Origin of the sequence: Microbacterium fluminis, from assembly GCF_051549805.1 — a bacterium.
Lineage (GTDB): Bacteria > Actinomycetota > Actinomycetes > Actinomycetales > Microbacteriaceae > Microbacterium.
On the sequence record NZ_CP196042.1, the window covers coordinates 1,443,870 to 1,469,582 of the forward strand.

A 25,713-nucleotide genomic window follows, 5' to 3' on the forward strand; every position below is an offset into this window, starting at 1 on the left:
CCGGGCCGTTCAGAGGACTCCGGCCATCCGCAGGGCGATGTCGACGAGCTTCACGCGCTGCAGTGCCTTCACATCGGCCAGGGCGAACCACTGCGCGCGGTCCGTCGAGCCGTTGCGCTCGTTGCGCAGCTTGCCGCCCGTGATGTGCGCGCGGTAGACGATCCGCAGCGCCTGCAGGGGCCCGGTCGACTCCGGCGTGATGCGGCGGCTGGCCGGGATGACGCGGGAATGGATGCCGAGCAGACCATCGAGCGACACCCGGTAGCCGGTCTCCTCCCGCACCTCGCGGCGCACGGCGTGCTCGGGGTCCTCGCCCGACTCGAGGCCTCCGCCCGGCATGGTCCAGGCCGCGCGGCGGCCCTCGTTCCAGTGGGCCAGGAGGATGCGGTCGTCCGCGTCGGTGATGACCGCATACGCCGCCACCCGCAGATCCATGCGTTCGACTCTACCGAACGCGAAGAAGCCGGCCCTTCCGGGCCGGCTTCTGTCACATCCGTGGAGCCTGGGAGATTCGAACTCCCGACATCCTGCTTGCAAAGCAGGCGCTCTACCAACTGAGCTAAGGCCCCGGAACACACGGGGTGGTGGGGCTACCAGGACTTGAACCTGGGACCTCTTCATTATCAGTGAAGCGCTCTAACCGCCTGAGCTATAGCCCCGAATGGGTGCCGACGGCGGGCCGTCAACCTCCAAGACTTTACCCGACGCGACGCGATTTCTCGAATCGGGCTCGACCCGCCTCAGTTGGACGTGAAGCCCACCAGAAGGCCTCCGGTCACCTTCACGGCGAGGTTGTAGATGCCGGCGACGACCGCGCCCAGCACCGTGATGACGATCAGGTCGAGGATCGCGACGACCGCGGCGAACGCCATCACCTGCGGAAGGCCGACGATCGACGAGAACGAGACGCCGTCACCGGCGAGGCTGCCGACGAACTTGTCGATCTGCCCGATCAGGCCCGTCGTGGACAGCACCGTGTAGACGAGGAAGTAGATGACGACCGTCACGATCGCCACGGCGATCGCCGCGAGGAACGACAGCTTCACGGCGGACCAGAAGTCCACGTACACCAGGCGCAGACGCACCTGCTTGGCGCTGGTCTTGTGGGTCGACTTCTTCGCGAGCTTGTCGGCTACCGTGCTCATACGTCAGTACTTCCTTCGGGGGTCTGGGGGGTGGCGTCCGTGCCCGCGGCTTCCGCGTCGCCCTCCGTGTCCTCGGTCAGGCCACGCTCACCGTTGCGGGCGATCGCGAGGATGCGATCATCGCCGCCGGCCCGGGCGAACACGACACCCATGGTGTCGCGGCCCTTGGCAGGCACCTCGGCCACGGCAGAGCGTACCACCTTGCCACTGGCAAGAACCACAAGGACCTCGTCGTCGTCGCTGACGATGAGACCGCCCGCGAGGACGCCCCGATCGTCGTTCAGCTTGGCCACCTTGATGCCCAGACCGCCGCGTCCCTGCACCCGGTACTGGTCGACGGCGGTGCGCTTGGCGTAGCCGCCCTCGGTGACCACGAACACGTACGCATCGTCGGCGGCGACCGAGGCCGACAGCAGGCTGTCGTCGGCGCGGAACGACATCCCGCGCACGCCGGAGGTCGAGCGGCCCATCGGACGCAGCGCCTCGTCGGTCGCCGAGAACCGCAGCGACATGCCGTGGCGGCTGATGAGGAGGATGTCGTCGCCCTCGTCGACGAGCAGCGCGCTGACCAGCTCGTCGGAGGTCTCGCCGGCCTCGTCGTCGTCGCCCGTGTCGGAGGCATCCGCGCGCAGCTTGATCGCGATGATGCCGCCCTGGCGGTTGGTGTCGTACTCCTCGAGGCGGGTCTTCTTCACCAGACCGCCGCGAGTGGCCAGCACGAGGTAGGTCGCGACCTGGTAGTCGCGGATGTCGAGGATCTGAGCGATCTCCTCGTCGGGCTGCAGCGCCAGGAGGTTCGCGACGTGCTGGCCCTTCGCGTCGCGTCCGGCCTCGGGCACCTCGTAGGCCTTCGAGCGGTAGACGCGGCCCTTGTTCGTGAAGAACAGCAGCCAGTGGTGCGTCGTGGTGACGAAGAAGTGCTCGACCACGTCGTCGGCGCGCAGCTGCGCGCCCTTCACGCCCTTGCCGCCGCGGTGCTGCTGGCGGTAGTTGTCGCTGCGCGTGCGCTTGATGTAGCCGTCGCGCGTGACGGAGATGACCATCTCCTCTTCAGGGATGAGGTCCTCGATCGACATGTCGCCGTCGAACCCGTGCAGGATCTCGGTGCGGCGGTCGTCGCCGTACTTGTCGACGATCGCGGTGAGCTCTTCGCGGATGATGTCGCGCTGGCGGGCCGGGTCGGCCAGGATCGCCTTGAAGTCGGCGATCTGCAGCTCGAGCTCGGCGGCCTCGTCCATGATCTTCTGCCGCTCGAGCGCCGCGAGACGGCGCAGCTGCAGGTCGAGGATCGCGATGGCCTGGTCGTCGTCGATGTCCAGGAGCGCCTTGAGACCCTCGCGGGCCTCGTCGGACGACGGCGAGCGGCGGATGAGGGCGATCACCTCGTCGAGGGCGTCGAGCGCCTTGAGGTAGGCGCGCAGGATGTGCATGCGCCGCTCGGCACGGGCGAGGCGGAAGGTCGTGCGGCGCACGATCACGTCGACCTGGTGGTCGATCCAGTGCGTGATGAATCCGGTCAGCGGCAGCGTGCGCGGCACGCCGTCGACGATCGCCAGCATGTTGGCGCCGAAGTTCTCCTGCAGCTGCGTGTGCTTGTAGAGGTTGTTCAGCACCACCTTGGCCACGGCATCCCGCTTCAGGACCACGACGAGGCGCTGGCCGGTGCGGCCCGACGACTCGTCGCGGATGTCGGCGATGCCGGTGATCTTGCCCTCGCGCGCGAGGTCGCTGATCTTGACCGCGACGTTGTCGGGGTTGACCTGGTAGGGCAGCTCGGTGATCACGAGGCACGTGCGGCCCTGGATCTCCTCGACGTTCACGACGGCGCGCATCGTGATCGATCCGCGGCCGGTGCGGTAGGCGTCCTTGATCCCTCGGGTGCCCAGGATCTGCGCCGCGGTGGGGAAGTCGGGGCCGGGGATGCGCTCCATGAGCGCCTCGAGCAGCTCTTCGGTCGAGGCATCCGGGTGCTCCAGCGCCCACAGCGCGCCGGCCGACACCTCGCGCAGGTTATGCGGGGGGATGTTGGTGGCCATGCCGACCGCGATGCCTACCGAGCCGTTGACTAGCAGGTTCGGGAAGCGCGAGGGCAGGACGACGGGCTCCTGGGTCTGCCCGTCGTAGTTGTCCTGGAAGTCGACCGTGTCTTCTTCGATGTCGCGCACCATCTCGAGCGCGAGCGGGGCCATCTTCGTCTCGGTGTAGCGGGGCGCGGCCGCACCCTGGTTGCCGGGGGAACCGAAGTTGCCCTGGCCGAGCGCGAGCGGATACCGCAGCGACCACGGCTGCACGAGCCGCACGAGCGCGTCGTAGATCGGCGCGTCGCCGTGCGGGTGGTACTGCCCCATGACCTCGCCGACCACGCGCGCGCACTTGGAGAACGACTTGTCGGGGCGGAATCCGCCGTCGTACATGCCGTAGATCACGCGGCGGTGCACCGGCTTGAGGCCGTCTTCCACACGCGGCAGCGCGCGGCCGACGATCACGCTCATCGCGTAGTCGAGGTAGCTCCGCTGCATCTCGAACTGCAGGTCGACCTGGTCGATGTGGCCGTGATTGTGTGCGGATGCCTCGTCCGGGCGTTCTTCGTCAGTCATTGTCTTCGTTCTCCGTCAAGGTCGGTCGCTGAGCTCGAGCTCTGTCGCTGAGCCTGTCGAAGCGTCAGATGTCGAGGAAGCGCACGTCTTTGGCGTTGCGCTGGATGAAGCTGCGGCGGGACTCGACGTCTTCGCCCATCAGCACCGAGAAGATCTCGTCGGCGGATGCCGCGTCGTCGATCGTCACCTGCAGCAGGGTGCGGGTCTCGGGGTCCATCGTGGTCTCCCAGAGCTCCTTGTCGTTCATCTCGCCGAGGCCCTTGTAGCGCTGGATCCCGTTGTCCTTCGGGATGCGCTTGCCCGACGCGACGCCCTCGGCCAGCAGCGCATCGCGCTCCCGGTCGCTGTAGACGTACTCGTGCGGGGAGTTCGACCACTTGAGTCGGTACAGCGGCGGCTGGGCGAGATACACGAAGCCGGCCTCGATGAGTCCGCGCATGTAGCGGAACAGCAGGGTCAGCAGCAGCGTGGTGATGTGCTGGCCGTCGACGTCGGCATCGGCCATGAGCACGATCTTGTGATAGCGCGCCTTGTCGATGTCGAAGTCCTCGCCGATGCCGGTGCCGAAGGCCTGGATCATCGCCTGGACCTCTTTGTTGCCGAGGGCCCGGTCGAGACGCGCGCGCTCGACGTTGAGGATCTTGCCGCGCAGGGCCAGGATCGCCTGAGTGTGCGGGTCGCGACCCTGCACCGCCGAACCGCCGGCGGAGTCTCCCTCGACGAGGAAGATCTCGCTGATCGACGGGTCCTTGCTCGTGCAGTCCTTGAGCTTGTCGGGCATCGCGGCGCTCTCGAAGACGCTCTTGCGTCGCGCGGTCTCGCGCGCCTTGCGGGCGGCGAGTCGTGCGGTCGCCGCCTCGATCGCCTTGGTGATGACGCGCTTGGCCTGGTCGGGACTGCGGTCGAACCAGTCGCCGAGCTCGTCGCCGACGACCTTCTGCACGAACGCCTTCGCCTCGGTGTTGCCGAGCTTGGTCTTGGTCTGGCCTTCGAACTGCGGCTCGGAGAGCTTGACCGAGATGACCGCCGTCAGGCCCTCGCGCACGTCGTCGCCCGAGAGGTTCTCGTCCTTCTCCTTGAGCAGGTTCTTCGCGCGGGCGTACTTGTTGACCAGTGTGGTCAGCGCCGCGCGGAAGCCCTCTTCGTGCGTTCCGCCCTCGTGGGTGTTGATGGTGTTGGCATAGGTGAAGACGTTCTCGGTGTAGCTCGTCGTCCACTGCATCGCCACTTCGAGCGCGATCTTGCGGTCGGTGTCCTCGGACTCGAAGGCGATGACCTCGTCGTTGACGTGGTCGGCCTTGCGCACATGGTTCAGGTACTCGACGTAGTCGACCAGACCCCGCTCGTAGAGGAAGCTGTCGTTCGGCTGCTGCAGCACGACCTTGCCCGGCTCGAGCTCCTCCTCGAACGCGGAGGCCGGGCGCTCGTCGCGCAGGTCGATCCGCAGTCCCTTGTTGAGGAACGCCATCTGCTGGAACCGGGTGCGCAGCACGTCGTACTCGAACTCGACGGTCTCGAAGATGGTGTCGTCGGGCCAGAACGTGATCGTGGTGCCGGTCTCGTCGGACTCCTCGGCCCGCTCCAGCGGCGCGACCGGCTGACCGCCGTCACGGTAGGACTGCCGCCACACGTGCCCCAGCTGCTTGACCTCGACCTCGAGCCGCGTCGACAGCGCGTTCACCACCGAGGAGCCGACGCCGTGGAGACCGCCCGAGACGGCGTAGGCGCCTCCGCCGAACTTGCCACCGGCGTGCAGGACGGTCAGCACGACCTCGACCGTCGACTTGCCCTCGGTCTTGTGGATGCCGACCGGGATGCCGCGACCGTTGTCGACGACACGCACCGCTCCGTCGGGGAGGATCGTGACCACGATCGTGTCGCAGTAGCCGGCGAGCGCCTCATCGACGGAGTTGTCGACGATCTCGTACACGAGATGGTGCAGGCCGCGCGGGCCCGTCGACCCGATGTACATGCCGGGGCGCTTGCGTACGGCCTCGAGCCCCTCGAGCACCTGGATCTGGTCCGCCCCGTATTCGCTGGGGGCCGCGGCGGCGGTCGGCGATGCGGGTTCTTTGGGAACGCTGTCAGGTGTGAGAGACGTCATAGGTTTCGAGCGCTCCAGATCGTTTCGGCAGTCCCCGTCAGTCTATCAAACGAGGCACCTTGTGGAGCGTTCTGCGCCCCTGTGGCGCGATGAAACGCTTGTGGAGGAGTCGGGACGTGACTCAGCCGTAGGTATCGCGCGGACCGCGCCCTGGAACGGCTCTCGAACCCCATTTCCAGGAGGGGACGTCCGGCCCGATGAACCGGATCGTGTCGACACCCGCGTCGGGGAAGCGTCGGAGGATCTCGGTGAGGATCTGCGCGCGCATGATCTGCAGCTGCTTCGCCCAGGCCGTGGAGTCGGCCTGAACCGTGAGCGTGCCGTCGCTGAGTGCGACCGGACGCGTGTGCTGAGCGGTGCCCTCGCCGGCCACTTCCGCCCACTGGAGCACGAGGTCCTCGCGCGCCAGCTGCGGGTCCCAGCCGGCGGTCCGCGTGAGATCGGCGAGCACGTCGGCGACACCGCGCGGGTCGCGCCCGGACGTGAACGGGGCGTTCTCGTCGTCGTCGGCCGTGCGCTTCCGGCGCCGTCGGGCGCCCCGGGCCGACGGGGCGAGCCCTCGCAGTCGCAGGTACGTCGCGATCGTCTCGGGCACATCGCCCGGGGATGCCTCGGAGTCGCGCGGGAGCTCAGGCATCCGCCGCCTCCAGGATGCGCCCCGCCTCGACCCGCACGATGCGCGCGCGCAGGGTCGCCGGCACGTCGCCCTCGACGGCGGCGGTGACGATGACCTGCTCGTAGTCGCCGGCCAGGGCAGCCAGACGCGTGCGGCGATCGGCGTCGAGTTCGGCGAACACGTCGTCGAGGATCAGCACGGGGTCGCCCAGCTGCGATTCGGCACGAAGGAGGTCGGCCGAGGCTAGGCGCAGGCTGAGGGCGACCGACCAGGACTCGCCGTGCGAGGCGTATCCCTTCACCGGAAGCCCGCGGACGCGCAGGACGAGGTCGTCGCGGTGTGGCCCCACGAGCGTGATGCCGCGTTCGAGTTCGGCCGCACGTCTGGCGGCGAGCGCCGTGCGGAACTGCTCGGCGATCTGATCGGGAGCGGATGCCGCGGCATCCCCGTCGGCTTCGTCGTCCTCGGGGTCGGATCCGCCCACCGACAGCGCCCAGCCGATCTCGGGTCGGTGGTCGGCGCCGGCGATCGCGGCGTACGCCCGGGAGAGCGGCTCGGCGAGGTCGTCGGCCAGCCGCAGCCGGGCCACGATCACCTCGGTGCCGAGGGAGACGAGCTTGTCGTCCCACACATCGAGGGTGGACAGGGCGTCGCCGCGGATGCCTCGGGCCCGCGCCGACTTCAGCAGCGCCGTGCGCTGTCGCAGCACCCGGTCGTAGTCGCCCAGCACCCCCGCCAGGCGCGGCGACCGCTGCACGAGCAGCTGATCGGCGAACCGGCGGCGGGCGGACGGGTCGGAGCGCACGATCTGGAGGTCTTCAGGGGCGAACAGCACCACCTGCGCGTAGCGCGGGAGTTCGGCGGGCTTCACGGACGAGCCGTTGACCCGGGCCTTGTTGGTCCCCTGCCTGTTGAGCTGCACCTCGAGCTGCACGCGGCGCTCGCCGTGGGCGAGGCGCGCGCGGATGATCGCCGCATCGGCGCCGTCGCGGACCATCGGCGCATCGCTGGAGACGCGATGGGAGCCGAGCGTGGCCAGGAAGGCGATCGCCTCGGCGAGATTGGTCTTGCCCTGACCATTGCGGCCGACGAACACGTTGGGGCCGGGCACGAGAGCCACATCGGCCGCCGCATAGTTGCGGAAGTCGGCGAGGCTGAGGTGCTCCACGATCACCGGTCAAGGCTACCCGGCGGCCCCGACGCGCGGTCCGGACGAGGGTGTCAGCGCAACAGCAGGTTCGGCTGCAGCAGGTACTTGAACGACTCGGCGCCGCCCTTGTCGACCGAGGTCTGCGGGGTGACCAGCACCGGGCTCAGCTTGTTGGCGTTCTCGCTCGAGGTGAACGTGATCCGAACGAACTCGCTGCGGACGGCCGAGAGGGACTCGAGCAGGTACTGGGGGTTGAGACCGAGGGTCACGTCGTCGCCCACCAGGTTGGCGTCGACCGACTCGGTGGCGCGTGCCTGCTCGGTGCCCGAGGCATCCATCGACACGCTGTCGGTCGTGAACGTGAACCGCAGCGGGGCGGAACGGTCGAGCACGAGCGCGACACGGCGCACGGCCTCGACGAAGTCGGCGGTGTTGATCACCGCGTGGTGCTCGGTCACCTCGGGGAACAGACGGCGCACGGGCGGGAAGTTGCCCTTGATGAGCAGCGACGTGACCGTCTTGTTGCCGGCGGTGAAGGCGATGATCTCGCGGTCGCCGGCGCCCGAGAACGCGATCGAGATGTCGCCGCCGTGGGCGAAGGTCTTGCCGACCTCCTGCAGCGTGCGCGCCGGGACGAGTGCGGTGGTGGTGGCGTCATCGGATGCCGCCGCCCCGCCGTCCCAGGGGATCTCGCGCAGCGCGACGCGGTAGCGGTCGGTCGCCACGAGGCTGAGCGCCGTTCCGGTCACCTCGAGCTGCACGCCGGTGAGCACAGGCGTGACATCGTCGCGCGAGGCGGCGAACGCGACCTGGGCGATCGCCGTGGCGAAGTCCTCGGCCGGGACGAGCCCCGACTCCCCCGACACCTCGGGGATGGCGGGATATTCCTGCACCGGCATCGACGCGAGGGTGAACCGTGCCGACCCGCAGCTGAGCAGGATCCCGCCGTCGTCGTCGACCTCGATCTGGATCGGTGCGTTGGGCAGGCGGCTGGCGATCTCGGAGAGCAGCCGGCCGTGCACGAGGATCGTGCCGGGGTCGTCGACCGTGGCCTCGATGGTCGTGCGAGCGGATGCCTCGTAGTCGAAGGCCGACAACGACAGACCGCTCTCGGTGGCTTCGATCAGGACGCCGGCAAGGATCGGCTGCGGGTTGCGCTGCGGCAGAAGCTTGACGACGAACGACACGGCTTCGCTGAACACATCACGGTTGACGTGGAACTTCACGGGCGCTCCCTCGACATCGGGTATGGCGTTCCCATGCTAGTGCCCGCGGACCACCACGCCAGTGGCGCCCCCTTTCACCGTCGAGGTGATCGGCCCGGTGTTCTCAGAAGGGTTAAGAGTGATGGTGTTAACCGCTGTGGAAACTGTGGACAACTCGACGGATGCCTGTCGAGGGATGGGAACTACACGCGTGTGAGATGTGGAGCCGCTGCGGAGGGAGGTCGTACGGTGTCGTCCCTCGACGGGCCGCGTCGCGCTGCTCTCCACAGAGCACGGGCGATCCGCTCACATGGTCCACGGCGCGTCGCGGAGTTATCCACAAGTTATCCACACTGTGCAGAACGCAGATCTTCGCGGTACGGGCGAGCAGTGTCAAGTCCGTCTTTCGGGGGACACGACACTGTCCGTGATCACCCGGAGGCCGCCTGTCAGCGTCCGGCGCGACCGAGCTGCGCGGTGATCTCGGTGACCTGGTTGTAGAGGGACCGGCGCTCTTTCATCAGGTCGCTGATCTTCTTGTACGCGTACATGACGGTGGTGTGGTCGCGGTTGCCGAACAGCTGACCGATCTTCGGCAGCGACAGGCTCGTGCGCTCGCGGCACAGGTACATCGCGATCTGTCGCGCCAGCGCGGTCGCCTGCGAGCGACTCGATCCGTAGAGGTCATCGACCGTGAGCTTGAAGTACTGCGCGGTCGCGGTGATGATGTCGGTCGGCGAGATCACATTGGCGTCGTCCTGGTCGACGATGTCGCGCAGGACCGTCTGCGCGAGCGACATGTCGAGGTCGGAGCGGTTGAGGCTCGCGAAGGCCGAGACCCGGATGAGGGCGCCCTCGAGCTCTCGGATGTTGGACGAGACGACGGTGGCGATGTACTCCATCACCTCGTCGGGGATGTGCAGTCGCTCGCTCTGTGCCTTCTTCCGCAGGATCGCGATGCGCGTCTCGAGGTCGGGCGCCTGCACGTCGGTGATCAGGCCCCACTCGAACCGGCTGCGCATCCGGTCCTCGAAGCCGGTGAGGTGCTTCGGCGGGACGTCGCTGGTGATCACGACCTGCTTGTCGTGGTCGTGCAGCTGGTTGAACGTGTGGAAGAACGCCTCCTGCGTCTCGGCGCGACCCTGGAGGAACTGGATGTCGTCGATGAGGAGGATGTCGACGTCGCGGTAGCGGGCCTGGAACGCCGAGCCGCGGTTGTTGGCGATGGAGTTGATGAAGTCGTTGGTGAACTCTTCGGACGAGACGTACCGCACCCGGATGCCGGAGTACAGGTTCATCGCATAGTCGCCGATGGCGTGCAGGAGGTGGGTCTTCCCCAGGCCGGAGTCGCCGTAGATGAACAGCGGGTTGTACGCCTTCGCCGGCGCCTCGGCGACGGCGACCGCGGCGGCATGGGCGAAGCGGTTGGACTGCCCGATGACGAAGTTATCGAAGGTGTACTTCGGGTTGAGGCGCGTGTCGCTGCGGGATCCGTAGACCGCGGCATCCGGCTGCTCGTCGATCGTCGGGCGCGGGATCACCGGCGGGCTGACCTGGGGAGCGGATGCTGCGGGGAGCTGCGTCGGGGCGGACTGCTGATGATCCATCAGCTCGGGATTGACCACCACCCGGAAGCTCGTGACCTCGTCGCCGTGGTGGGCGAGCGCCTCCATGATCGGCGTGCGGAGGCGCTTCGTGAACTGCGCGGAGGTCAGGTCGTTCGGGACGTCGAGGTAGAGGGTGCCGCCCATGACGCCCTGCGGGACCGCGAGGCTGAGGAATCCGTGCAGCTGCGGGGTGACGCGATCGTCGCGGCCGAGGTCGTCGAGCACTTTCCCCCAGATGGGAACATCTGGAATCTCGTGCTGTGACATGGCCCCCCCCGGGAGTTCTCGTGCGCAACAGCCGGGCGGGAAGATGCACGCCGCGCCTGTGGATAACTGCCGGAGCCACGCTAGTCAGCAGGCGTCTCGGGAGCAAACTCCACTGTAGTTCCGGCCCGCGTGTCCTCGCCAGGGTGTTGTTCACAGGTGTGGATAATGTCCACCCCGCTCAGGTCGGTTTGAGTTATGGCGCCCCAGGACTTAGCCTTGATCGGTTGACTTACGCCTTTTCGGCAGTCCCACCGTCCGCACGTCCCCGGTCGAGAACGTCCCGGTGACATTCCTCGATCCGGAAGCAATCTCATGAGCAAGCGCACCTTCCAGCCCAACAACCGCCGCCGCGCCAAGAAGCACGGCTTCCGCGCCCGCATGCGCACCCGCGCCGGCCGTGCCATCCTGTCGGCGCGCCGCGGCAAGGGCCGCACCGAGCTCTCCGCCTGATCAGGCCGGTGCTCGCGAGGCCGAACCGACTCACCCGCGGAGCGGACTACAGGGCCGTCGTCCGCCGGGGTCGTCGCTGCGCCGCCACGCACACCGTCACCTACGTCATCTCGTCCGACGAGCAGCGCGCCGTGCGAGTGGGATTCATCGTGAGCAAGCAAGTCGGGTCGGCCGTCGTCCGCAACACCGTGCGCCGCCGGCTCAAGGCGGTCTGCGCGGAGGCGCTTCACACCCTCCGTCCCGGATCCGACATCGTCATCCGGGCCCTGCCCGGCTCCGCCGACGCACCATTCGACGCGCTGCGTGCCGAGGTCTCCCGCTGTCTGGCGCGGAGGGCGGCATGAGCTCGGCGACGCTGCCGGTCTCAGCGACCGGTGACGCGCGGTTCGAGGCATCCGCTCTCTGGCGCGCGGTCCCGCTGCTGCCCCGCAACGCGGCTCTCGCCTTTCTCCATGGTTACCGTGCGACGATCTCCCACACGTACGGCGATGTCTGCAAGTACTACCCCTCGTGCTCCGCGTATGCGGTCGGAGCCGTGCAGCAGCACGGCGCCCTCAAGGGGGCGGCGCTCGCAGCGGCTCGCCTCGCGCGCTGCCACCCGTGGGCCGCGGGCGGGATCGACGATGTACCCGTGCATCGTCGCTTCGCCCACGCACTGACTCCGCACGGTTTCGTCGTGCCTCTTCGAAAGGACTGATCCGTGCCGGATCTGCTGGGAATCATCCTCTGGCCACTGAAATGGCTGGTCGAGCTCGTGCTGGTCGCGTGGCACTCGGTCTTCACGTTCGTGGGTCTGCCCGCCGCCGCGGGCGTCACGTGGGCTCTCGCCATCGTGGGTCTCGTCGTCGTCGTGCGCGCAGCGCTGATCCCTCTCTTCGTGCGGCAGATCAAGAGCCAGCGCAAGATGATGGAAATCGCTCCTGAACTGCGGAAAATCCAGGAGAAGTACAAGGGGAAGCGTGACCAGCTCTCCCGCGAGGCGATGAGTCGCGAGACCATGGCGATGTACAAGAGGCACGGCACCAGCCCGGTGTCGAGCTGCCTTCCGCTGCTCGTCCAGATGCCGATCTTCTTCTCTCTCTACAGCGTGCTCAGCTCCATCAAGCAGCACGCCGAGCAGGGCCTCGGCGGTGTCGGCCTGCTCAACCCTGAGCTGACGAGGGAGTTCTACGACGCGAAGCTCTTCGACGTCGCGTCGCTGCACACCACGCTCACCGAGGCGTGGGGGCAGCCCGACCAGCAGCTCACGGTGGTCATCCTCATCGTCCTCGTCGTGCTGATGATCGCCTCGCAGTTCTACACCCAGCTGCAGATCATCTCGAAAAACCTCTCCCCCGAGGCCAAGACCGGCCAGGCCTACCAGATGCAGCGCATCATGCTCTACATCCTCCCCCTCGGCTTCATCTTCTCAGGTGTCTTCTTCCCCCTCGGCGTGGTCATCTACTGGTTCATCTCCAACCTCTGGACCATGGGTCAGCAGTTCCTCGTGATCCGCGAGATGCCGACGCCGGGTTCGGATGCCGCCAAGGCCCGCGAGGAGCGACTCGCCCGAAAGGGCAAGGCGATCGACTCCAGCGGCAAGGTCGTCCCGATGGAGAAGTACCAGGCCGAGCAGCAGCGTCTTCTCGAAGAGGCCGAGCGCACCAAGGCTGCGGCGCCGAAGCGCCAGCAGCCGGTCAGTAAGCAGCGCGCGAAGAAGCAGGCGCAGCAGAGCAGTCAAGCCAAGAAGACCGGTTCACCCGCACCCCGTCCAGGCGATGCCGCCGGTGGCTCTGCCACCTCCTGACGACGTCCCCTCCCGTTCTTCGCAGCACCCCATCGAGGAAGATCCATGACCGACACCTTCGACACCACCACCACCCCCGAGCGTTCGCCGGCGACGGTCGAGCAGCTCGAGCAGGAGGGCGACATCGCCGCGGACTACCTCGAGGGTCTGCTCGACATCTCCGACGTCGATGGCGACCTCGCGATGGATGTGCGCGGCGACCGTGCCTACGTCTCGGTGGAGGCTGAGGATGCTGCGTCGCTGCGGCTGCTGTCCGATCCGGACACCGTGCAGGCGCTTCAGGAGCTCACGCGTATCGCGGTGCAGACGAAGACCGGTCGGTTCTCACGCCTGATCCTCGACGTCGGCGGTTCGCGCGACACGCGTCAGCGCGAGCTCGAGACGCTCGTCGACCGCGCGATCGAGCGTCTGGACGAGGGCGCATCACAGGCGTCGCTGCCCGCCATGTCGAGCTACGAGCGCAAACTGATCCACGACATCGTCGCCGACCGCGGCCTCGTGTCCGAGTCGTACGGCGAGGGTTCGGATCGTCACACCGTCATCCGTCGTGGATGACGTTTCACGTGAAACATCGATGAGCGAGATCGAGGCCGAGCCGTCCTCCGCTCCGGTGATCTTCGGTGAACGCATTGAGCTCGCTCGTCGTTTCACGCAGGCTCTCGCCGAGCAGGGCGAGGAGCGTGGTCTGATCGGACCGCTGGAACTCCCCCGGCTCTGGACTCGGCACATTCTCAACAGTGCGGTGGCCGCTCCCCTGTTCTCGGGGGTCGTCGGTGATGTCGGCTCTGGCGCAGGATTGCCCGGGGTCGTCCTCGCGATCGCACGACCGGACGTGCACTGGATGCTGATCGAGCCGATGGAGCGCCGCACCATCTGGCTGCAGGAGCAGATCGATTCCCTGGGATTGAGCAATGCAGAGGTCGTCCGCGGCCGCGCGGAGGATTGGAACCGTGGTCCTGTTCTGGACTCCGTCACCGCCCGTGCGGTGAGCGCGCTGCGCACCCTCGTGCCGCTGACTGCTCCTCTGGTGCGCGATGGCGGCGAACTGATTCTTCTCAAGGGTGCGAGCGTTGCGAACGAGATCGACGCCGCACAGAAGCAGATCCGCCGGTTCGCGCTGTCGAACGTGCGTGTCGAGGTGGTCGGCGAGGGTCTCGTCGACGAGCCGACGCGTGTGCTGCGCGCCACCGTGCGCTGATCTCACCACACCTCGCTGGTGCCCCGCCGTGTCTGACGCGGGCTCGCCGCGAGATGTTTCACGTGAAACAGGGGTGTGCCAGAACGCACGCTTGCCCCGGTGATCGAGTAGACGCGCCAGCGCCGTATCAAGATCCGCGTGATGTGGTCTCCCGCAAACCGGCCTCAGAGGTCGGGTACGCTCCTTGCGGCCACTGTCGTTCGGTGATCGAGTAGGCGCGCCAGCGCCGTATCGAGACCCGCACCCACTTTGCGGTGAGCGCGGTGCGCGCGCCGTTCGACGTTTCACGTGAAACGTGAGCCATGTTCTGGCGCTGACCTTGAAGCGCCACCGCGCGACCGACGGCGCCACCGGTGGTCGAGTAGGCGCGCAGCGCCGTACTGAGACACGCGGCTGACCTGATGGCACGAGTCCCGTCCACTGCTAGAGATGTCCCGAAAGGCACCGCCCGACCGCGCGGTTCCATTCCCTGTCTTCCTCGCTGAAGGGCCGCTACGCAACTCGAGCAAAACCTCTCCTCCCCACGTGTCCACCGTGGCCGGAAACCCACGGGATGCGCACAGGTCCATCCATGGACGGGACTCACGCGACACCCTGGGTCCATGCCCCACATGTACATCCTCCAGTGCTCGGATGGCTCGCTTTACGTCGGCAGCACCTGGGACCTCGAGCGTCGCGTCGCCCAACACAACGCCGGTGAAGGGGCTGAATACACCCGCAATCGACTGCCTGTCACACTGCTGTAGTCCGAGTACGACACCGACATCGAGGCAGTGTTCCGACGCGAGAAGCAGGTGCAGGGGTGGGGGCGTGCCAAGCGGTTCGCGCTCATCCGCGGTGACACTCACGCACTGAGGCCGTTGGCGCGCAAGCAATATCGCCGGAAGAGGGAGGGGTGAACGGCAGCTAGGTGACCTGCGCGCCGCGCGGACATGCGACTGGAGGCATCACGGCCGCGGCCGTGATCGTGGCCGCGACGTCCGGTACGGGTTGTACGAGCGTTCTGTGTGAGGAGGAGAGGTGGGACTCGGTACGGCGCTGGCGCGCCTACTCGACCACTGGCGGCGTCCTAGATCTCACAGAGTCGGTCGGGCTGTGACCACACCAGAAGACGCCCAGCGCATCTCCTCGGCCACCGGACGGGATCTTGGTGAGGGTGCGCGTGGGACATGTTTCACGTGAAACGTCTTTGCCGTGGGTCTCGATACGGCGCTGACGCGCGTCCTCGACCACCGGGAGCGGGGATCGACGTTTCACGTGAAACATTCTCACGGTGAGGTATCGATACGACGCTGACGCGCCTCCTCGACCACCGGGTCTCGGGGATCGGGCGGGGGAGGGAGGTGGGGTGGACGACGACTAGAGTGGGAGGGCCGCACCGCGACGAAGGAGAGCGTTTCACGTGAAACAACCCGAGAACGAGAACGTCTCGGCACCCTTCTCTCTAGACGGCGACGACACTCCGCTGGCCCGCGAACTCGCCGATCTCTCCGCGCGACGCCGCGCACTCGAGCAGCGCAGCGTCCAGCTCAGCGGACGCACCCGCGTGCTCACGGTCTCGAACCAGAAGGGCGGCGTCGGAAAGACGACGACCGCGGTCAACCTCGCCGCATCTCTCGCCGCCGTCGGTGCGCGAGTGCTCGTCGTCGACCTCGATCCGCAGGGGAACGCCTCGACGGCGCTCAACATCCCGCACACGGCCGACACTCCCAGTGTGTACGACGTGCTGATCGACGAGTTCCCGATCGCCGACATCGTGCAGGTCAGCCCGGAGTCACCCAATCTGTTCTGCGCTCCGAGCACGCTCCATCTCGCCGGCGCTGAGATCGAACTCGTCTCGCAGGTCGCCCGCGAGCATCGCCTGCGGACCGCCCTGGAGGACTACCTCGCCGGCGAAGGCCAGCACATGGACTTCGTGCTGATCGACTGCCCGCCGTCGCTCGGGTTGCTCACCATCAACGCGTTCGTCGCGGCGCACGAGCTGCTCATCCCGATCCAGTGCGAGTACTACGCGCTCGAGGGGCTCAGCCAGCTGCTCGGTACCGTCGGCATGATCCAGAAGCACCTCAACCCGTCGCTGCACCTCTCGACGATCCTGCTCACCATGTACGACGGACGCACGCGCCTCGCGCAGCAGGTGGCCGAGGAGGTGCGCGAGCACTTCCCGCGCGAGGTGCTCGCCACCGTCATCCCGCGTTCCGTCCGTGTGTCGGAGGCTCCCAGCTTCGGACAGACCGTCATCGCCTACGACGGCCAGTCCGCAGGCGCCGTCGCCTATCGCGAGGCCGCGATCGAGATCATCCAGCGCGACGCCCCTTCGGCGACGCCGCACAACGAGGAGGCCTGATGGCCAAGCGAACCGGACTCGGCCGGGGCATCGGCGCCCTGATCCCCACGTCGGAGCCGAACGAGGCGCGCCCCGTCGACGTGTTCTTCCCCGGCGCCCCGTTGAAGGAGACGACGGATGCCGCGAGCACCGCGCCTTCGACGGAGCAGGTCTCGTCGACACAGCCCGACCTGGTCGCCGTCCCCGGCGCCCGCCTCGTGCACATCGACCCGCACGACATCGTCCCGAACCCCCGCCAGCCCCGCACCAACTTCGATGCCGACGATCTCGCCGAGCTCGTGCACAGCGTGCGGGAGTTCGGTGTGCTGCAGCCGGTGGTGGTACGCGCGATCGCCGACGGCAAGTACGAGCTGATCATGGGGGAGCGGCGCACACGCGCCTCGCGTGAGGCCGGTCTCGCGTCGATCCCCGCGGTCGTGCGCGACACCGCCGACGAGCACCTGCTGCGCGACGCGCTGCTCGAGAACCTGCATCGGTCGGAGCTCAACCCGCTCGAAGAGGCATCCGCCTACGAGCAGCTGCTCGCGGATTTCGGCATCACGCAGGAGGAGCTCGCCGGACGTATCGGCCGGTCGCGTCCGCAGATCAGCAACACCATCCGGCTGCTCAAGCTGCCGGTGCCGGTGCAGCAGCGAGTGGCGGCCGGCGTGCTCAGCGCCGGCCACGCGCGCGCGATCCTGTCGCTCGCGACACCCGAGGCCATGCAGAAGCTGTCGGACAAGATCGTCAACGAGGATCTCTCCGTCCGCGCCGCCGAGGCCGCCGCCAAGTCGGCGGCACCGGCGGAGCGCCGCACCGCCCCCAAGGCGGGCGCGCGTCGCGGCCACCTCGACGAGGTCGCCGAGCGCCTGGGTGATCGGCTCAACACCAAGGTGAAGATCGCCCTGGGTTCCAAAAAAGGCCAGATCAGCATAGACTTCGCCACGATCCAGGATCTGAACCGCATCCTGGCCGAGATCGGCGAATCGGAGTACGGCCAGTCATGAGCGAGGTCTCCGTCGACACCCGTGCCGAGCGCGACGCGCGGCGCACGTGGGTGATCGGCGGGGCGGTCCTCCTGGCCTCGGCAGTGCTACCCGCGATCATGCCGTTCGACACCGGCGGCATCCGCCACTACTCGGGCGTGGTCCTGTTCGCGATCGCGCTCGTCGTGTTCGCGCTCGGCATCCGGGGCGCCGGCAGCGTCACCGCCCGCAAGCCCCTCGGCACCATCGCCCTGGTGGGGCTCGCGGTGTGGACCGTGCTCGCCGACGTGCTGCCGAACCTTCTGCTGGCAGGCGTCACGAGCCCCGATGACCCCGTGCTGATGTGGACCTCCGCGCTCTACTACATCGATCTGCTCGTCAGCTTCTCGCTCTCCCTCATCGCCGTCGTGCAGATCCTCCGGGCGGGCGCCGTGCCCCGGCCGTGGGGCCGCGCGCCGCTGTGGGGGCTCGGGGTCGTCACGGCGTGCTGGGTCGTGCCGAACATCCTCGCCCTGGCGATGCCGACGGCGATCGAGTTCGGCATGGTCGTGCTCAGCACGGCGGCGGCGCTGAACCTCGCCGTCACCTGCTTCCTCGGAGTGCTTGCGATCGTGCTCGCCCTGCGTCAGACCCGCCCCGACACGGTCCCGGTCTATCGCGGCTCCGGCGACCCCGACCCCGCCTGAGCCGCGGCGTCCAGCCTCTCCGCACGACGTCGCAGCACGACCGTCTCGGCGTCGTTGCCCCCGAGCTCGGCGGCTTCGCGGAAGACGGATGCCGCAGCATCCGTCCGCCCGAGACGCTCGAGCAGCTCGGCGCGCACCGCGAGCAGCGGGCGGAACCCGCGCAGCTCGGGCTCCAGGGCCTCGACGATCTCGAGTGCCTCATCCGGAGCGCCGGCCATCGCGACGGCGACGGCGCGGTTGAGTCCCACGACGGCCGACGGAGCGAGCTGCACGAGGGCGTCGTACAACCGGAGGATGCGCGCCCAGTCGGTCTCGTCGGCCGTGGCGGCGACCGCGTGGCATTCCGCCACGGCCGCCTGCAGTCCGTAGTAGCCGAGTCCGCGATCGGATGCCGCGGCACGGGCGAACGCCTCGCGCCCGCGCAGGATCGCCGAGCGGTCCCACCGGCGGCGGTCCTGCTCGGCGAGGGTGAGGGGGAGTCCATCGGCGTCGAGCCGCGCGGCGAAGCGCGACGACTGGAACTCCATGAGGGCGATGAGCGCCTGCACCTCCGCCTCCGCCGGCATGAGGGCCGCCAGGCGCCGGGCGAGGCGCACCGCCTCGCGGGCGATGTCGGGGCGGATCGGCTGCTCGCCGCCGGCCGCGGCGTAGCCCTCGGTGAAGAGCAGGTAGATCACCTGCAGCACGCTGGCGAGTCGCTCCGGCCGAGAGGCGCGGTCGGGAACCTCGAACGGCACCCCGGCGTCGGCGAGCGATCGCTTCGCGCGCACGATGCGCTGCTGCACGGTCGGCACCGTCATGAGCATCACCCGCGCGATCTGCTCGGTGGTGAGACCCGCGACGGTGCGCAGCGTGAGCGCCAGGCGGGCCTGCGCGGGCAGCACGGGGTGGCAGGCGACGAAGACCAGTCGCAGCACGTCGTCGTCGATGCGGTCGGGGTCGCCGGACTCCTCCACGGGATGCTCCCGCTCCGCGAGCCGCACGTCATGCGCGATGAGCACTTCGCGCGCGGCGAGCCGCTCACGACGCCGCCAGCCGTCGATCGCTCGCCGTTTGGCGACCGAGAGCAGCCAGGCGCCGGGGTTGTCGGGGATGCCGCTGGCCGGCCACGATCCCAGGGCCTCGACGAGCGCCTCCTGGGCGAGGTCCTCCGCCCAGGAGAAGTCGCCGGTGTGCCGCGTGAGCGCGGCGACGATGCGCGCCGCCTCGGTCCGCCACACGGCCTCGATCGCACGACGGGCGTGCGCGGCATCCGCCTCTTCGGTCACGTTCTCAGGGTAGACGCGCGTCGCGTCCGGGCCGCGGAGAGCCGACGTAGGCTGGAGGAATGAGCGTGCACGACGACCACCCGGGACGGCGGGCGAGTCTCGAGGTGCTGCGCGCGGAGGCCGGCGACGAGCTGTCGGTGCTCGTCGAGGAGCGGCTGCGCGAGGGCGAGGATCCGTGGGATTTCATGGAGGACCTCCCCTCGGTCGATGAGCTCGTGGTGTTCATGCTGCGCGCCGAGAACATCGCGGCCAATGGCGGCGGGAAGCCCAACGCGGCGCGGCACTACCGCGTGCTGCGTCAGATCTCGCTCGACTACCCCGAGCTGACGCCGGCCGTCTGGCGGCTGCTCGGAGACGCCAACACGCACCGCCGCTGGGATGCGGTGGTGCGCGTCGACGCGTCGTGAGCGTGCCCTGACGCGGCGCCTCAGGAGTGCGCCGCGCGCCACTCCTGCTCCTTGGCGATCCACTCGCCGCCCACCTCGGGGTCGAAGTCGCCGATCTCGTTGACCCTGCGGACCTCGAGGGAGGCGCCGGGGCCGAGGGGGCACTTGAGCGCCCACTGCTGCGCCTCCTCGCGGCTGGCCACTTCGAGGATCCAGAAGCCGGTGAACACCTCGCGGGCCTCGGCGAACGGTCCGTCGGTGACCACGGGCGGAGTCGATCCGAAGTCGATGCGGAAGCCCTCGCTCGCGTCGCTCAGGCCCTCCGCGGACAGGAAGACGCCTGCTCCGATGAGCTCCTCGTTGTAGCGACCCATCGCGGCGATGACCTCGCCCATCTGCGCGCTGTCGGGCGCGATGGTGGGGGCGTCGGTGGACACGTGGAAGATGAGCATGTAACGCATGTCGTTCGTCCTCTCGGAGGTGGGGGCCGTCTGCCCCCTTCATCCTGTACGTCGAACGGGCAGGGCGCAGATCGACAGTCCGCGGAAGATTTCTCGAACGGATAATGCGAGATCACGGTTCGAGCAACGAGAAAGCCCCCGTGACCTGGGAAAGGTCGCGGGGGCTCTCTGCGTTGAGGATCAGCCGAGGAAGGCCGCGAGGTCCTGCTCGAGGGCGAACTTCGGCTTGGCGCCGATGATGGTCTTCTTGACCTCTCCGCCCTGGAACACCTTCATCGCCGGGATCGAGGTGATCTGGTACTTCATGGCCAGATCGGGGTTCTCGTCGACGTTGAGCTTGAGGACGGTGATCTTGTCGGGGTTCTCCGACTGGATCTGGTCGAGCACGGGGGCGACCATGCGACACGGTCCGCACCACTCGGCCCAGAAGTCCACGAGCACGGCGCCCTCGGCGTTCAGGACGTCCTGCTCGAATGTGGCCGATGTCGTTGCCTTGGCAGTCATCTGCATCTCCTTGTTTCTAAGTCTGTTGTCTGTTCGAACGCGCGGAGCGATCGGATTGTTCCGCGAGGCTCAGGCCGCGCCCGCGCTCGCGAGGTTCTCGATCTGGTCGTCGGATGCCTCGGGGGCGCCGGCCTCGCCGAGGGCGGCGAGGAAGTGCTCGGCGTCGAGGGCCGCGACCGTGCCGCTGCCGGCGGCGGTGGCCGCCTGGCGATAGGTCGGGTCGATCACGTCGCCGGCGGCGAACACGCCCGGCACCGACGTGCGCGACGAGCGCCCGTCGACCCAGATGGTGCCCTCGGCGGTGAGGTCGAGCTTGTCGTGCACCAGGTGGGTGCGGGGGTCGTTGCCGATCGCGACGAACAGGCCGTCCAGGGGCAGTTCGCGGGTGGTGCCGTCGACGGTGTCGCGCAGCACGACGCCGTTCACGGCGTCCTCACCGAGGATGTCGGCGACCTCGCTGTTCCAGATGAACTCGATCTTGTCGTTCGCGAAGGCGCGCTCCTGCATGATCTTCGAGGCGCGCAGCGCGTCCTTGCGGTGGATGACGTAGACCTTCGACGCGAAGCGGGTGAGGAAGGTCGCCTCCTCCATCGCGGAGTCGCCGCCGCCGACCACGGCGATGGTGCGCTCGCGGAAGAAGAATCCGTCGCAGGTCGCGCACCACGAGACGCCGCGGCCCGAGAGGCGCTCTTCGCCCTCGAGCCCGAGCTTGCGGTACGCCGAACCGGTGGCGTAGATGACGGCGGATGCCTCGTGCACCGCGCCGCTGCCGAGCTTCACGGTCTTCACCGCGCCGTCGAGATCGAGCTCGACGACGTCGTCGTAGAGGATCTCGGCGCCGAACTTCTCGGCCTGCGCCTGCATCTTCTCCATGAGCTCGGGGCCCTGAATGCCCTCCGGGAACCCCGGGAAGTTCTCCACCTCGGTGGTGTTCATCAGCTCGCCGCCGGCCTCGACCGAGCTCGCCACGACGAGCGGCTGCAGGTTGGCGCGTGCCGCGTACACCGCGGCGGTGTAGCCCGCGGGACCGGAACCGATGATGATGACCTGACGCACGTGCGCTCTCCTCGATCGCTGGCTGATTGACCTTCACGGCCGTTCAACACATGGTAGTCGCGCGGCATTCCGCGTCCCTGGCGGGTTCGCCCGTCGCTGCTCTATTCGGAGCGGACGGTCTCTTCGGATGCGTCGGCTGTCGAGGCATCCGCTCGCCTGCTCTTGCGGCGCCGCAGCACGGTGCGGATCAGTCCGAACAGCACCAGCGCGCCGACGAGTGTCGACAGCAGGGCGATGCCCAGACCCTCCCATTCCGCGCGCACGCTGACGGGCATGCTGCGCACCGGTCCGACCGTGGCTCCGGTGGGGCTCTCGAGCTGAAGCCTCAGGGTCACCTCGCCGTTGCCGACCCGCGCCTCGACGGGCACCTTCACGCGCGTGTTGCTGTTGGCCGCGGCCGTGACGGTCGTGCGCCGCTGCACCGTGAGGCGCGGGTCGCTCGGCGAGGTCACGAGGGTGACCGACACCGGGTACGGCAGGTCGTTGCGCACCCACACGCCGAGCGATGCGCCCGATCCGGCCAGGTTCACCGGGGTGGGGTCGAGGATCGAGACGGCGGTCAGGGTGCCCGCGGTGCTCGTGCGGTGGGCCTCGAGCGCGGTGCTCCAGTCGCCGGGCTTCTCGCGCCAGCCGTTGCCGAGCAGCTGCAGCAGCTCCGCGCGGGCCGGGCCAGTGAGCTGCGTCGGGTCGGTCAGCACCGTCGACAGCGGCGCGAGCTGCTCCTCCTCGGCGAGCAGGGCGGATGCCGCAGCCACCCGGACCGGATCGGGCGCGGCGTCGAGCACCGTGACCGCGGCGGGGGTGCCGCCCAGCTGCGCGACCGGTACGAGGCTGACGCCGGGTGCGGCGCCCACCGCGTCGACCGCGGCGGCGAGTCCCGCCGCGGTGCGGTCGGCCGCGCGGTCGACCGCGACCAGCAGCGGGCGTCCGTTCGCCTCGGCGGTGGCGAATGCGAGGGACGCCGTGGCGGCGGCCAGCGGGGCGCCGCGGCGAGCGGGATCGGAGGTGCGGGCGGCGGTGCGCAGCGCGGCCGACACTGCGGCGTCGTACACGAGAACCGGGGCGTCGCCGCTCGTTCCGCGCGCCGCGACCGTACCGCCGCCGGCCCCCTCGGACGTCGAGGTCGACGCGATCAGGGTGGTGGCCGATCGGGTGCCCTGGGTTCCGAGGGCGGTGACGACGTCTGCTCCCGCGGTGCCGGTGGCGGGCCAGAAGACATCGGCCGTGCCGCCCACGGCGAGCAGGCTGTCGAGCGCGGGCAGCGTGGGTCCGGCCGTGGCGCTCGGGCTCGGCGACGGGGTCGCGGCGCTCCCGCCGAGGAAGTCGAGCGGTCGCAGGTAGGCGTTCAACGACGTGGGCTGCAGCGGCACCGGCTGCCCCGCGTGCAGCTGCGCCGACACGTCGGCGTCGCCGAACTGCAGGGCGAACCGGGCGTTCGGCAGCGCCTCGAGCCGATCGAGCCAGGCGGTGGCGCTCGTCGGAGCGGTGTTGCCCAGTGCCCGGATCGACGCGGGCAGCGCGGGGTCGACGGCCAGGAGCGCGGGCGATCCGGCGACCGCGTCGAGCTGACCGGTGAGGTCGCCGGTGGGGCCGGTGAGGTCGGTCAGCTGCGCCGCGCTGAGGAGGCCGGTGCTCTGTCCGCCCGCGGTGATGGGGACGACGAGGCCGGTAGGGGTCGACACCGTGTCGGACGGCACGACCAGAACGCTCGTGGAGGTGACGGTGCCCGCTCCGCTCCCGAACGACGCCGCGAGCGGGTAGACGCCGGGCGCGCGAACGGCCAGCTGAGGGTCGGTACCCGGGACCGCGACGGTGGCGGTGCGTGTCGCGCCGGCGCCGACCTGGTCGAGGTCGGCGGCGCCGATCGTCGCCAAGCCCGCGACGGGGGTCGTACCGTCGAGCCAGGCCGCGAGTGCCGCGCGGTCCGGAAGCGGCGTCGCCCCGACGGCGACCGTGATGCGGGTGGCGCCGAGCCCCGTGCCCGTGCCGTTGTCGACGGTGACGGCGACCGTGAGTCCCTGACCGGCGCGCACCACGCCATTCGCGGACGGCGACAGCGTCAGCGAGGTCGTGCCGCCGGTCGTCGGGGTCGGCGACGGGGCGGCCGACGCGGGAGCGAGGGATGCCGCGGATCCGGCGGCGATCAGCGCGACTGCCGCGATCACCGCGCCCAGGCGGGCCCGCGCGCGGGGGTGCGACGCCACGGGCGGGCGGGCACGCGCGGCGGTGCGCCGGAAGAAGAGGGTCATGGGGCTCCTGTGCGATGCGGAACCGCACGATCGGGTGCGATTCTACGGCGCGCTCCTGCACGGTCCCCGACCCCGCGCCGCGGGCGGTGGCGGTGCGGATGCCGCCGCGCGGCGCGGTTGAATGGGGGGATGCTGCCCGAACCCGATCCGCGCACCGTCGCCGCACTGGCCTCCGACCTGTCCGCGGCGGGGTTCGCCTCCGCCGCCGTGCGCGGCGCGTGGGGCGACGATGCCGACGATGCGGTGGTGCGCGGACTGCACGGCCCTGCGCTGCGCGCGCTCGCCGGACGCGCCGATCCGCTCGCGGTGCTGGCGCGGCTGTTCGTGCTGGGCGTCGCCCAGCCGGCCGCCGACGTCGCGGCGGCCCTGCCGGCGGCCGGGGTCGAGGGGATCGTGGCCCTCGGTCTCGCGGAGACCGCGGGCGACGGCATCCGTCCCCTCGCGCTGGTGCGCCCGCAGTCGCTCTCCGACCCGGCGGGCGAGGTGGACTGGTGGATCGCGAGCGACCTCGACGAGGCCGCCGTCGGCGGAGCGCTGCCCGAAGACCACGTGCTCGGGGTGGGCGGGGCGTCGCGCACGCTGGCCGGAATCCAGGTGCCCACGCCCGCCGCCGCGGGCCTCGACGTGGGCACCGGGTGCGGCATCCAGGCGTTGCGCGCACGGCGGCACGTCTCGCGGGTGGTGGCGACCGACGTGTCGGCGGCGGCGCTGCGGTTCACGCGGCTCAACGCCCTGCTGAACGGCATCGACGGCATCCAGACGCGGGAGGGGAGCATGTTCGATCCCGCGGCGGATGAGACGTTCGATCGCATCGTGTCGAACCCGCCGTTCGTCATCACCCCGCGCGTCGCGGACGTGCCCGCGTACGAGTACCGCGACGGCGGAATGGTCGGCGACGCGCTCGTCGAGGCGTTCGTCACGGGCGTCGGCGCGCACCTCGCCCCGGGCGGGATCGCGCAGCTGCTCGGCAACTGGGAGACCCGCGACGGCGTCGACGGGCTCGAGCGGGTGCGTGCGTGGGTCGAGCGCTCGCCGATCCCCCTGGACGCATGGGTGGTCGAGCGCGAGATCCTCGACCCCGTCGCGTACGCCGAGCTGTGGATCCGCGACGGCGGCACACTGCCCACGGCGCCGGGCTTCGGACGGTTGATGGATGCCTGGCTCGACGACTTCTCGAGCCGAGACGTGACCGCGATCGGATTCGGGTACGTGCTGCTGCGGCGGCCGCCGTCCGGCGACGCCCCGACGCTCGCCCGGTACGAGTCCGTGTGGCAGAGCCTCGGCGACGAGGCGATCGGCGCGCACCTCGCCGGGGCGCTCGAGGCGCACGATCGGGTGGTCGCGCTCGATGACGCGGGGCTTGCGGCATCCGTCCTCCGCTTCGCCCCGGACGTGACCGAGGCACGGCACCAGCTGCCCGGCGCCGAGGATCCGACCGTGATCGAGCTGCGCCAGGGCGGCGGGTTCGCGCGCGTGGTCTCGGTCGACCCGGCGCTGGCCGGTCTCGTCGGAGCGTGCGACGGCGACCTTCCGGCGGGCGTGCTGATCGACGCGATCGCGCAGCTGCTGGAGGTGGATGCCGCCGCGCTCCGCGTCGACCTCCTCCCCCGCGTGCGCGAGCTGCTGTTCACCGGTTTCCTCCGGTTCGCCGACTGACCGCGGCCCC

Annotated in this window: 25 protein-coding genes and 2 tRNA genes; 12 read left to right on the forward strand and 15 right to left on the reverse strand. The window is 69.3% G+C overall.

The window, feature by feature from the left end:
- Positions 1 to 9: 9 nt before the first annotated feature.
- The 10 genes from ACSJDX_RS06825 to dnaA all read right to left on the reverse strand — a co-directional run bounded on the left by ACSJDX_RS06825 (position 10) and on the right by dnaA (position 10,691).
- Entirely contained in the window at positions 10 to 435 is a 426-nt protein-coding gene (locus ACSJDX_RS06825; protein WP_438354792.1) for an NUDIX hydrolase, read from the reverse strand.
- A gap of 61 nt (positions 436 to 496) precedes the next feature.
- A tRNA-Ala gene (locus ACSJDX_RS06830) sits at positions 497 to 569 on the reverse strand.
- A gap of 13 nt (positions 570 to 582) precedes the next feature.
- Positions 583 to 659 (reverse strand) — tRNA-Ile (locus ACSJDX_RS06835).
- An 81-nt stretch (positions 660 to 740) separates the two neighbouring features.
- A complete protein-coding gene (locus ACSJDX_RS06840) occupies positions 741 to 1,145 on the reverse strand; it encodes a DUF3566 domain-containing protein (protein ID WP_438354793.1) in 405 nt (134 codons plus the stop codon).
- Positions 1,142 to 3,742 carry a DNA gyrase subunit A gene (gene gyrA / locus ACSJDX_RS06845; RefSeq protein ID WP_438354794.1) on the reverse strand — a complete coding sequence of 867 codons (2,601 nt, stop codon included), beginning with the start codon at positions 3,740 to 3,742 and terminating at the stop codon, positions 1,142 to 1,144. Before gyrA ends, ACSJDX_RS06840 begins: the two co-directional genes overlap by 4 nt.
- A gap of 64 nt (positions 3,743 to 3,806) precedes the next feature.
- Positions 3,807 to 5,846, reverse strand: a complete 2,040-nt coding sequence (gene gyrB, locus ACSJDX_RS06850) for a DNA topoisomerase (ATP-hydrolyzing) subunit B (RefSeq protein ID WP_438354795.1) — start codon at positions 5,844 to 5,846, stop codon at positions 3,807 to 3,809.
- 121 nt (positions 5,847 to 5,967) lie between these two features.
- The gene (locus ACSJDX_RS06855) at positions 5,968 to 6,483 is read right to left on the reverse strand and encodes a DUF721 domain-containing protein (protein ID WP_438354796.1); all 516 of its coding nucleotides are present in this window, start codon (positions 6,481 to 6,483) and stop codon (positions 5,968 to 5,970) included.
- Positions 6,476 to 7,636 carry a DNA replication/repair protein RecF gene (recF, locus tag ACSJDX_RS06860; RefSeq protein WP_438354797.1) on the reverse strand — a complete coding sequence of 387 codons (1,161 nt, stop codon included), beginning with the start codon at positions 7,634 to 7,636 and terminating at the stop codon, positions 6,476 to 6,478. The genes ACSJDX_RS06855 and recF overlap by 8 nt, the downstream gene beginning before the upstream one ends.
- 47 nt (positions 7,637 to 7,683) lie before the next feature.
- A complete protein-coding gene (gene dnaN, locus ACSJDX_RS06865) occupies positions 7,684 to 8,838 on the reverse strand; it encodes a DNA polymerase III subunit beta (protein ID WP_438354798.1) in 1,155 nt (384 codons plus the stop codon).
- Between the two features lie 428 nt (positions 8,839 to 9,266).
- Positions 9,267 to 10,691: a chromosomal replication initiator protein DnaA gene (dnaA, locus tag ACSJDX_RS06870; protein WP_438354799.1), complete on the reverse strand. Its 1,425-nt coding sequence runs from the start codon at positions 10,689 to 10,691 to the stop codon at positions 9,267 to 9,269.
- Positions 10,692 to 11,003: 312 nt separating this feature from the next.
- Between dnaA and rpmH the strand changes: the two genes are divergently transcribed.
- The 10 genes from rpmH to ACSJDX_RS06920 all read left to right on the forward strand — a co-directional run bounded on the left by rpmH (position 11,004) and on the right by ACSJDX_RS06920 (position 18,123).
- Positions 11,004 to 11,141 (forward strand): 50S ribosomal protein L34, encoded by a 138-nt coding sequence (gene rpmH / locus ACSJDX_RS06875; RefSeq protein WP_036304730.1) that lies wholly within the window; start codon positions 11,004 to 11,006, stop codon positions 11,139 to 11,141.
- 8 nt (positions 11,142 to 11,149) lie between these two features.
- On the forward strand, positions 11,150 to 11,485 hold the full coding sequence (rnpA, locus tag ACSJDX_RS06880; RefSeq protein WP_438354800.1) for a ribonuclease P protein component: 336 nt from the start codon (positions 11,150 to 11,152) through the stop codon (positions 11,483 to 11,485).
- Complete coding sequence (yidD, locus tag ACSJDX_RS06885; protein ID WP_438354801.1) at positions 11,482 to 11,838, forward strand: membrane protein insertion efficiency factor YidD; 357 nt, start codon at positions 11,482 to 11,484, stop codon at positions 11,836 to 11,838. The genes rnpA and yidD overlap by 4 nt, the downstream gene beginning before the upstream one ends.
- Positions 11,839 to 11,841: 3 nt before the next feature.
- Entirely contained in the window at positions 11,842 to 12,927 is a 1,086-nt protein-coding gene (gene yidC, locus ACSJDX_RS06890; protein WP_438354802.1) for a membrane protein insertase YidC, read from the forward strand.
- 45 nt (positions 12,928 to 12,972) lie between these two features.
- Positions 12,973 to 13,482, forward strand: a complete 510-nt coding sequence (locus tag ACSJDX_RS06895; protein ID WP_438354803.1) for a protein jag — start codon at positions 12,973 to 12,975, stop codon at positions 13,480 to 13,482.
- Between the two features lie 19 nt (positions 13,483 to 13,501).
- Positions 13,502 to 14,125, forward strand: coding sequence for a 16S rRNA (guanine(527)-N(7))-methyltransferase RsmG (gene rsmG, locus ACSJDX_RS06900; RefSeq protein WP_438354804.1), 624 nt, complete (start codon positions 13,502 to 13,504; stop codon positions 14,123 to 14,125).
- Positions 14,126 to 14,736: 611 nt separating this feature from the next.
- Complete coding sequence (locus ACSJDX_RS06905) at positions 14,737 to 14,871, forward strand: GIY-YIG nuclease family protein (protein WP_438354946.1); 135 nt, start codon at positions 14,737 to 14,739, stop codon at positions 14,869 to 14,871.
- A 656-nt stretch (positions 14,872 to 15,527) separates the two neighbouring features.
- Positions 15,528 to 16,472, forward strand: a complete 945-nt coding sequence (locus ACSJDX_RS06910) for a ParA family protein (protein WP_438354805.1) — start codon at positions 15,528 to 15,530, stop codon at positions 16,470 to 16,472.
- Positions 16,472 to 17,458, forward strand: coding sequence for a ParB/RepB/Spo0J family partition protein (locus tag ACSJDX_RS06915; RefSeq protein ID WP_438354806.1), 987 nt, complete (start codon positions 16,472 to 16,474; stop codon positions 17,456 to 17,458). The genes ACSJDX_RS06910 and ACSJDX_RS06915 overlap by 1 nt, the downstream gene beginning before the upstream one ends.
- Entirely contained in the window at positions 17,455 to 18,123 is a 669-nt protein-coding gene (locus ACSJDX_RS06920; RefSeq protein ID WP_438354807.1) for a hypothetical protein, read from the forward strand. Before ACSJDX_RS06915 ends, ACSJDX_RS06920 begins: the two co-directional genes overlap by 4 nt.
- Here ACSJDX_RS06920 and ACSJDX_RS06925 read toward each other — a convergent pair.
- Positions 18,090 to 19,391 (reverse strand): RNA polymerase sigma factor, encoded by a 1,302-nt coding sequence (locus ACSJDX_RS06925; RefSeq protein ID WP_438354808.1) that lies wholly within the window; start codon positions 19,389 to 19,391, stop codon positions 18,090 to 18,092. The genes ACSJDX_RS06920 and ACSJDX_RS06925 overlap by 34 nt on opposite strands.
- Before the next feature lie 59 nt (positions 19,392 to 19,450).
- On the opposite strand from ACSJDX_RS06925, the gene ACSJDX_RS06930 reads away from it, so the two are divergent.
- The gene (locus ACSJDX_RS06930; protein WP_438354809.1) at positions 19,451 to 19,798 is read left to right on the forward strand and encodes a tryptophan synthase subunit alpha; all 348 of its coding nucleotides are present in this window, start codon (positions 19,451 to 19,453) and stop codon (positions 19,796 to 19,798) included.
- A 20-nt stretch (positions 19,799 to 19,818) separates the two neighbouring features.
- Here the strand turns inward: ACSJDX_RS06930 and ACSJDX_RS06935 are convergent, their stop codons facing one another.
- The 4 genes from ACSJDX_RS06935 to ACSJDX_RS06950 form a co-directional block, all read right to left on the reverse strand.
- Positions 19,819 to 20,238 carry a YciI family protein gene (locus ACSJDX_RS06935; protein ID WP_438354810.1) on the reverse strand — a complete coding sequence of 140 codons (420 nt, stop codon included), beginning with the start codon at positions 20,236 to 20,238 and terminating at the stop codon, positions 19,819 to 19,821.
- 180 nt (positions 20,239 to 20,418) lie between these two features.
- A complete protein-coding gene (gene trxA / locus ACSJDX_RS06940; RefSeq protein WP_438354811.1) occupies positions 20,419 to 20,742 on the reverse strand; it encodes a thioredoxin in 324 nt (107 codons plus the stop codon).
- A 69-nt stretch (positions 20,743 to 20,811) separates the two neighbouring features.
- Positions 20,812 to 21,798 (reverse strand): thioredoxin-disulfide reductase, encoded by a 987-nt coding sequence (gene trxB / locus ACSJDX_RS06945; RefSeq protein ID WP_438354812.1) that lies wholly within the window; start codon positions 21,796 to 21,798, stop codon positions 20,812 to 20,814.
- Positions 21,799 to 21,899: 101 nt separating this feature from the next.
- The gene (locus ACSJDX_RS06950; protein ID WP_438354813.1) at positions 21,900 to 24,047 is read right to left on the reverse strand and encodes a DUF6049 family protein; all 2,148 of its coding nucleotides are present in this window, start codon (positions 24,045 to 24,047) and stop codon (positions 21,900 to 21,902) included.
- Positions 24,048 to 24,176: 129 nt separating this feature from the next.
- On the opposite strand from ACSJDX_RS06950, the gene ACSJDX_RS06955 reads away from it, so the two are divergent.
- Positions 24,177 to 25,703, forward strand: coding sequence for a DUF7059 domain-containing protein (locus tag ACSJDX_RS06955; RefSeq protein ID WP_438354814.1), 1,527 nt, complete (start codon positions 24,177 to 24,179; stop codon positions 25,701 to 25,703).
- Positions 25,704 to 25,713: the final 10 nt, after the last annotated feature.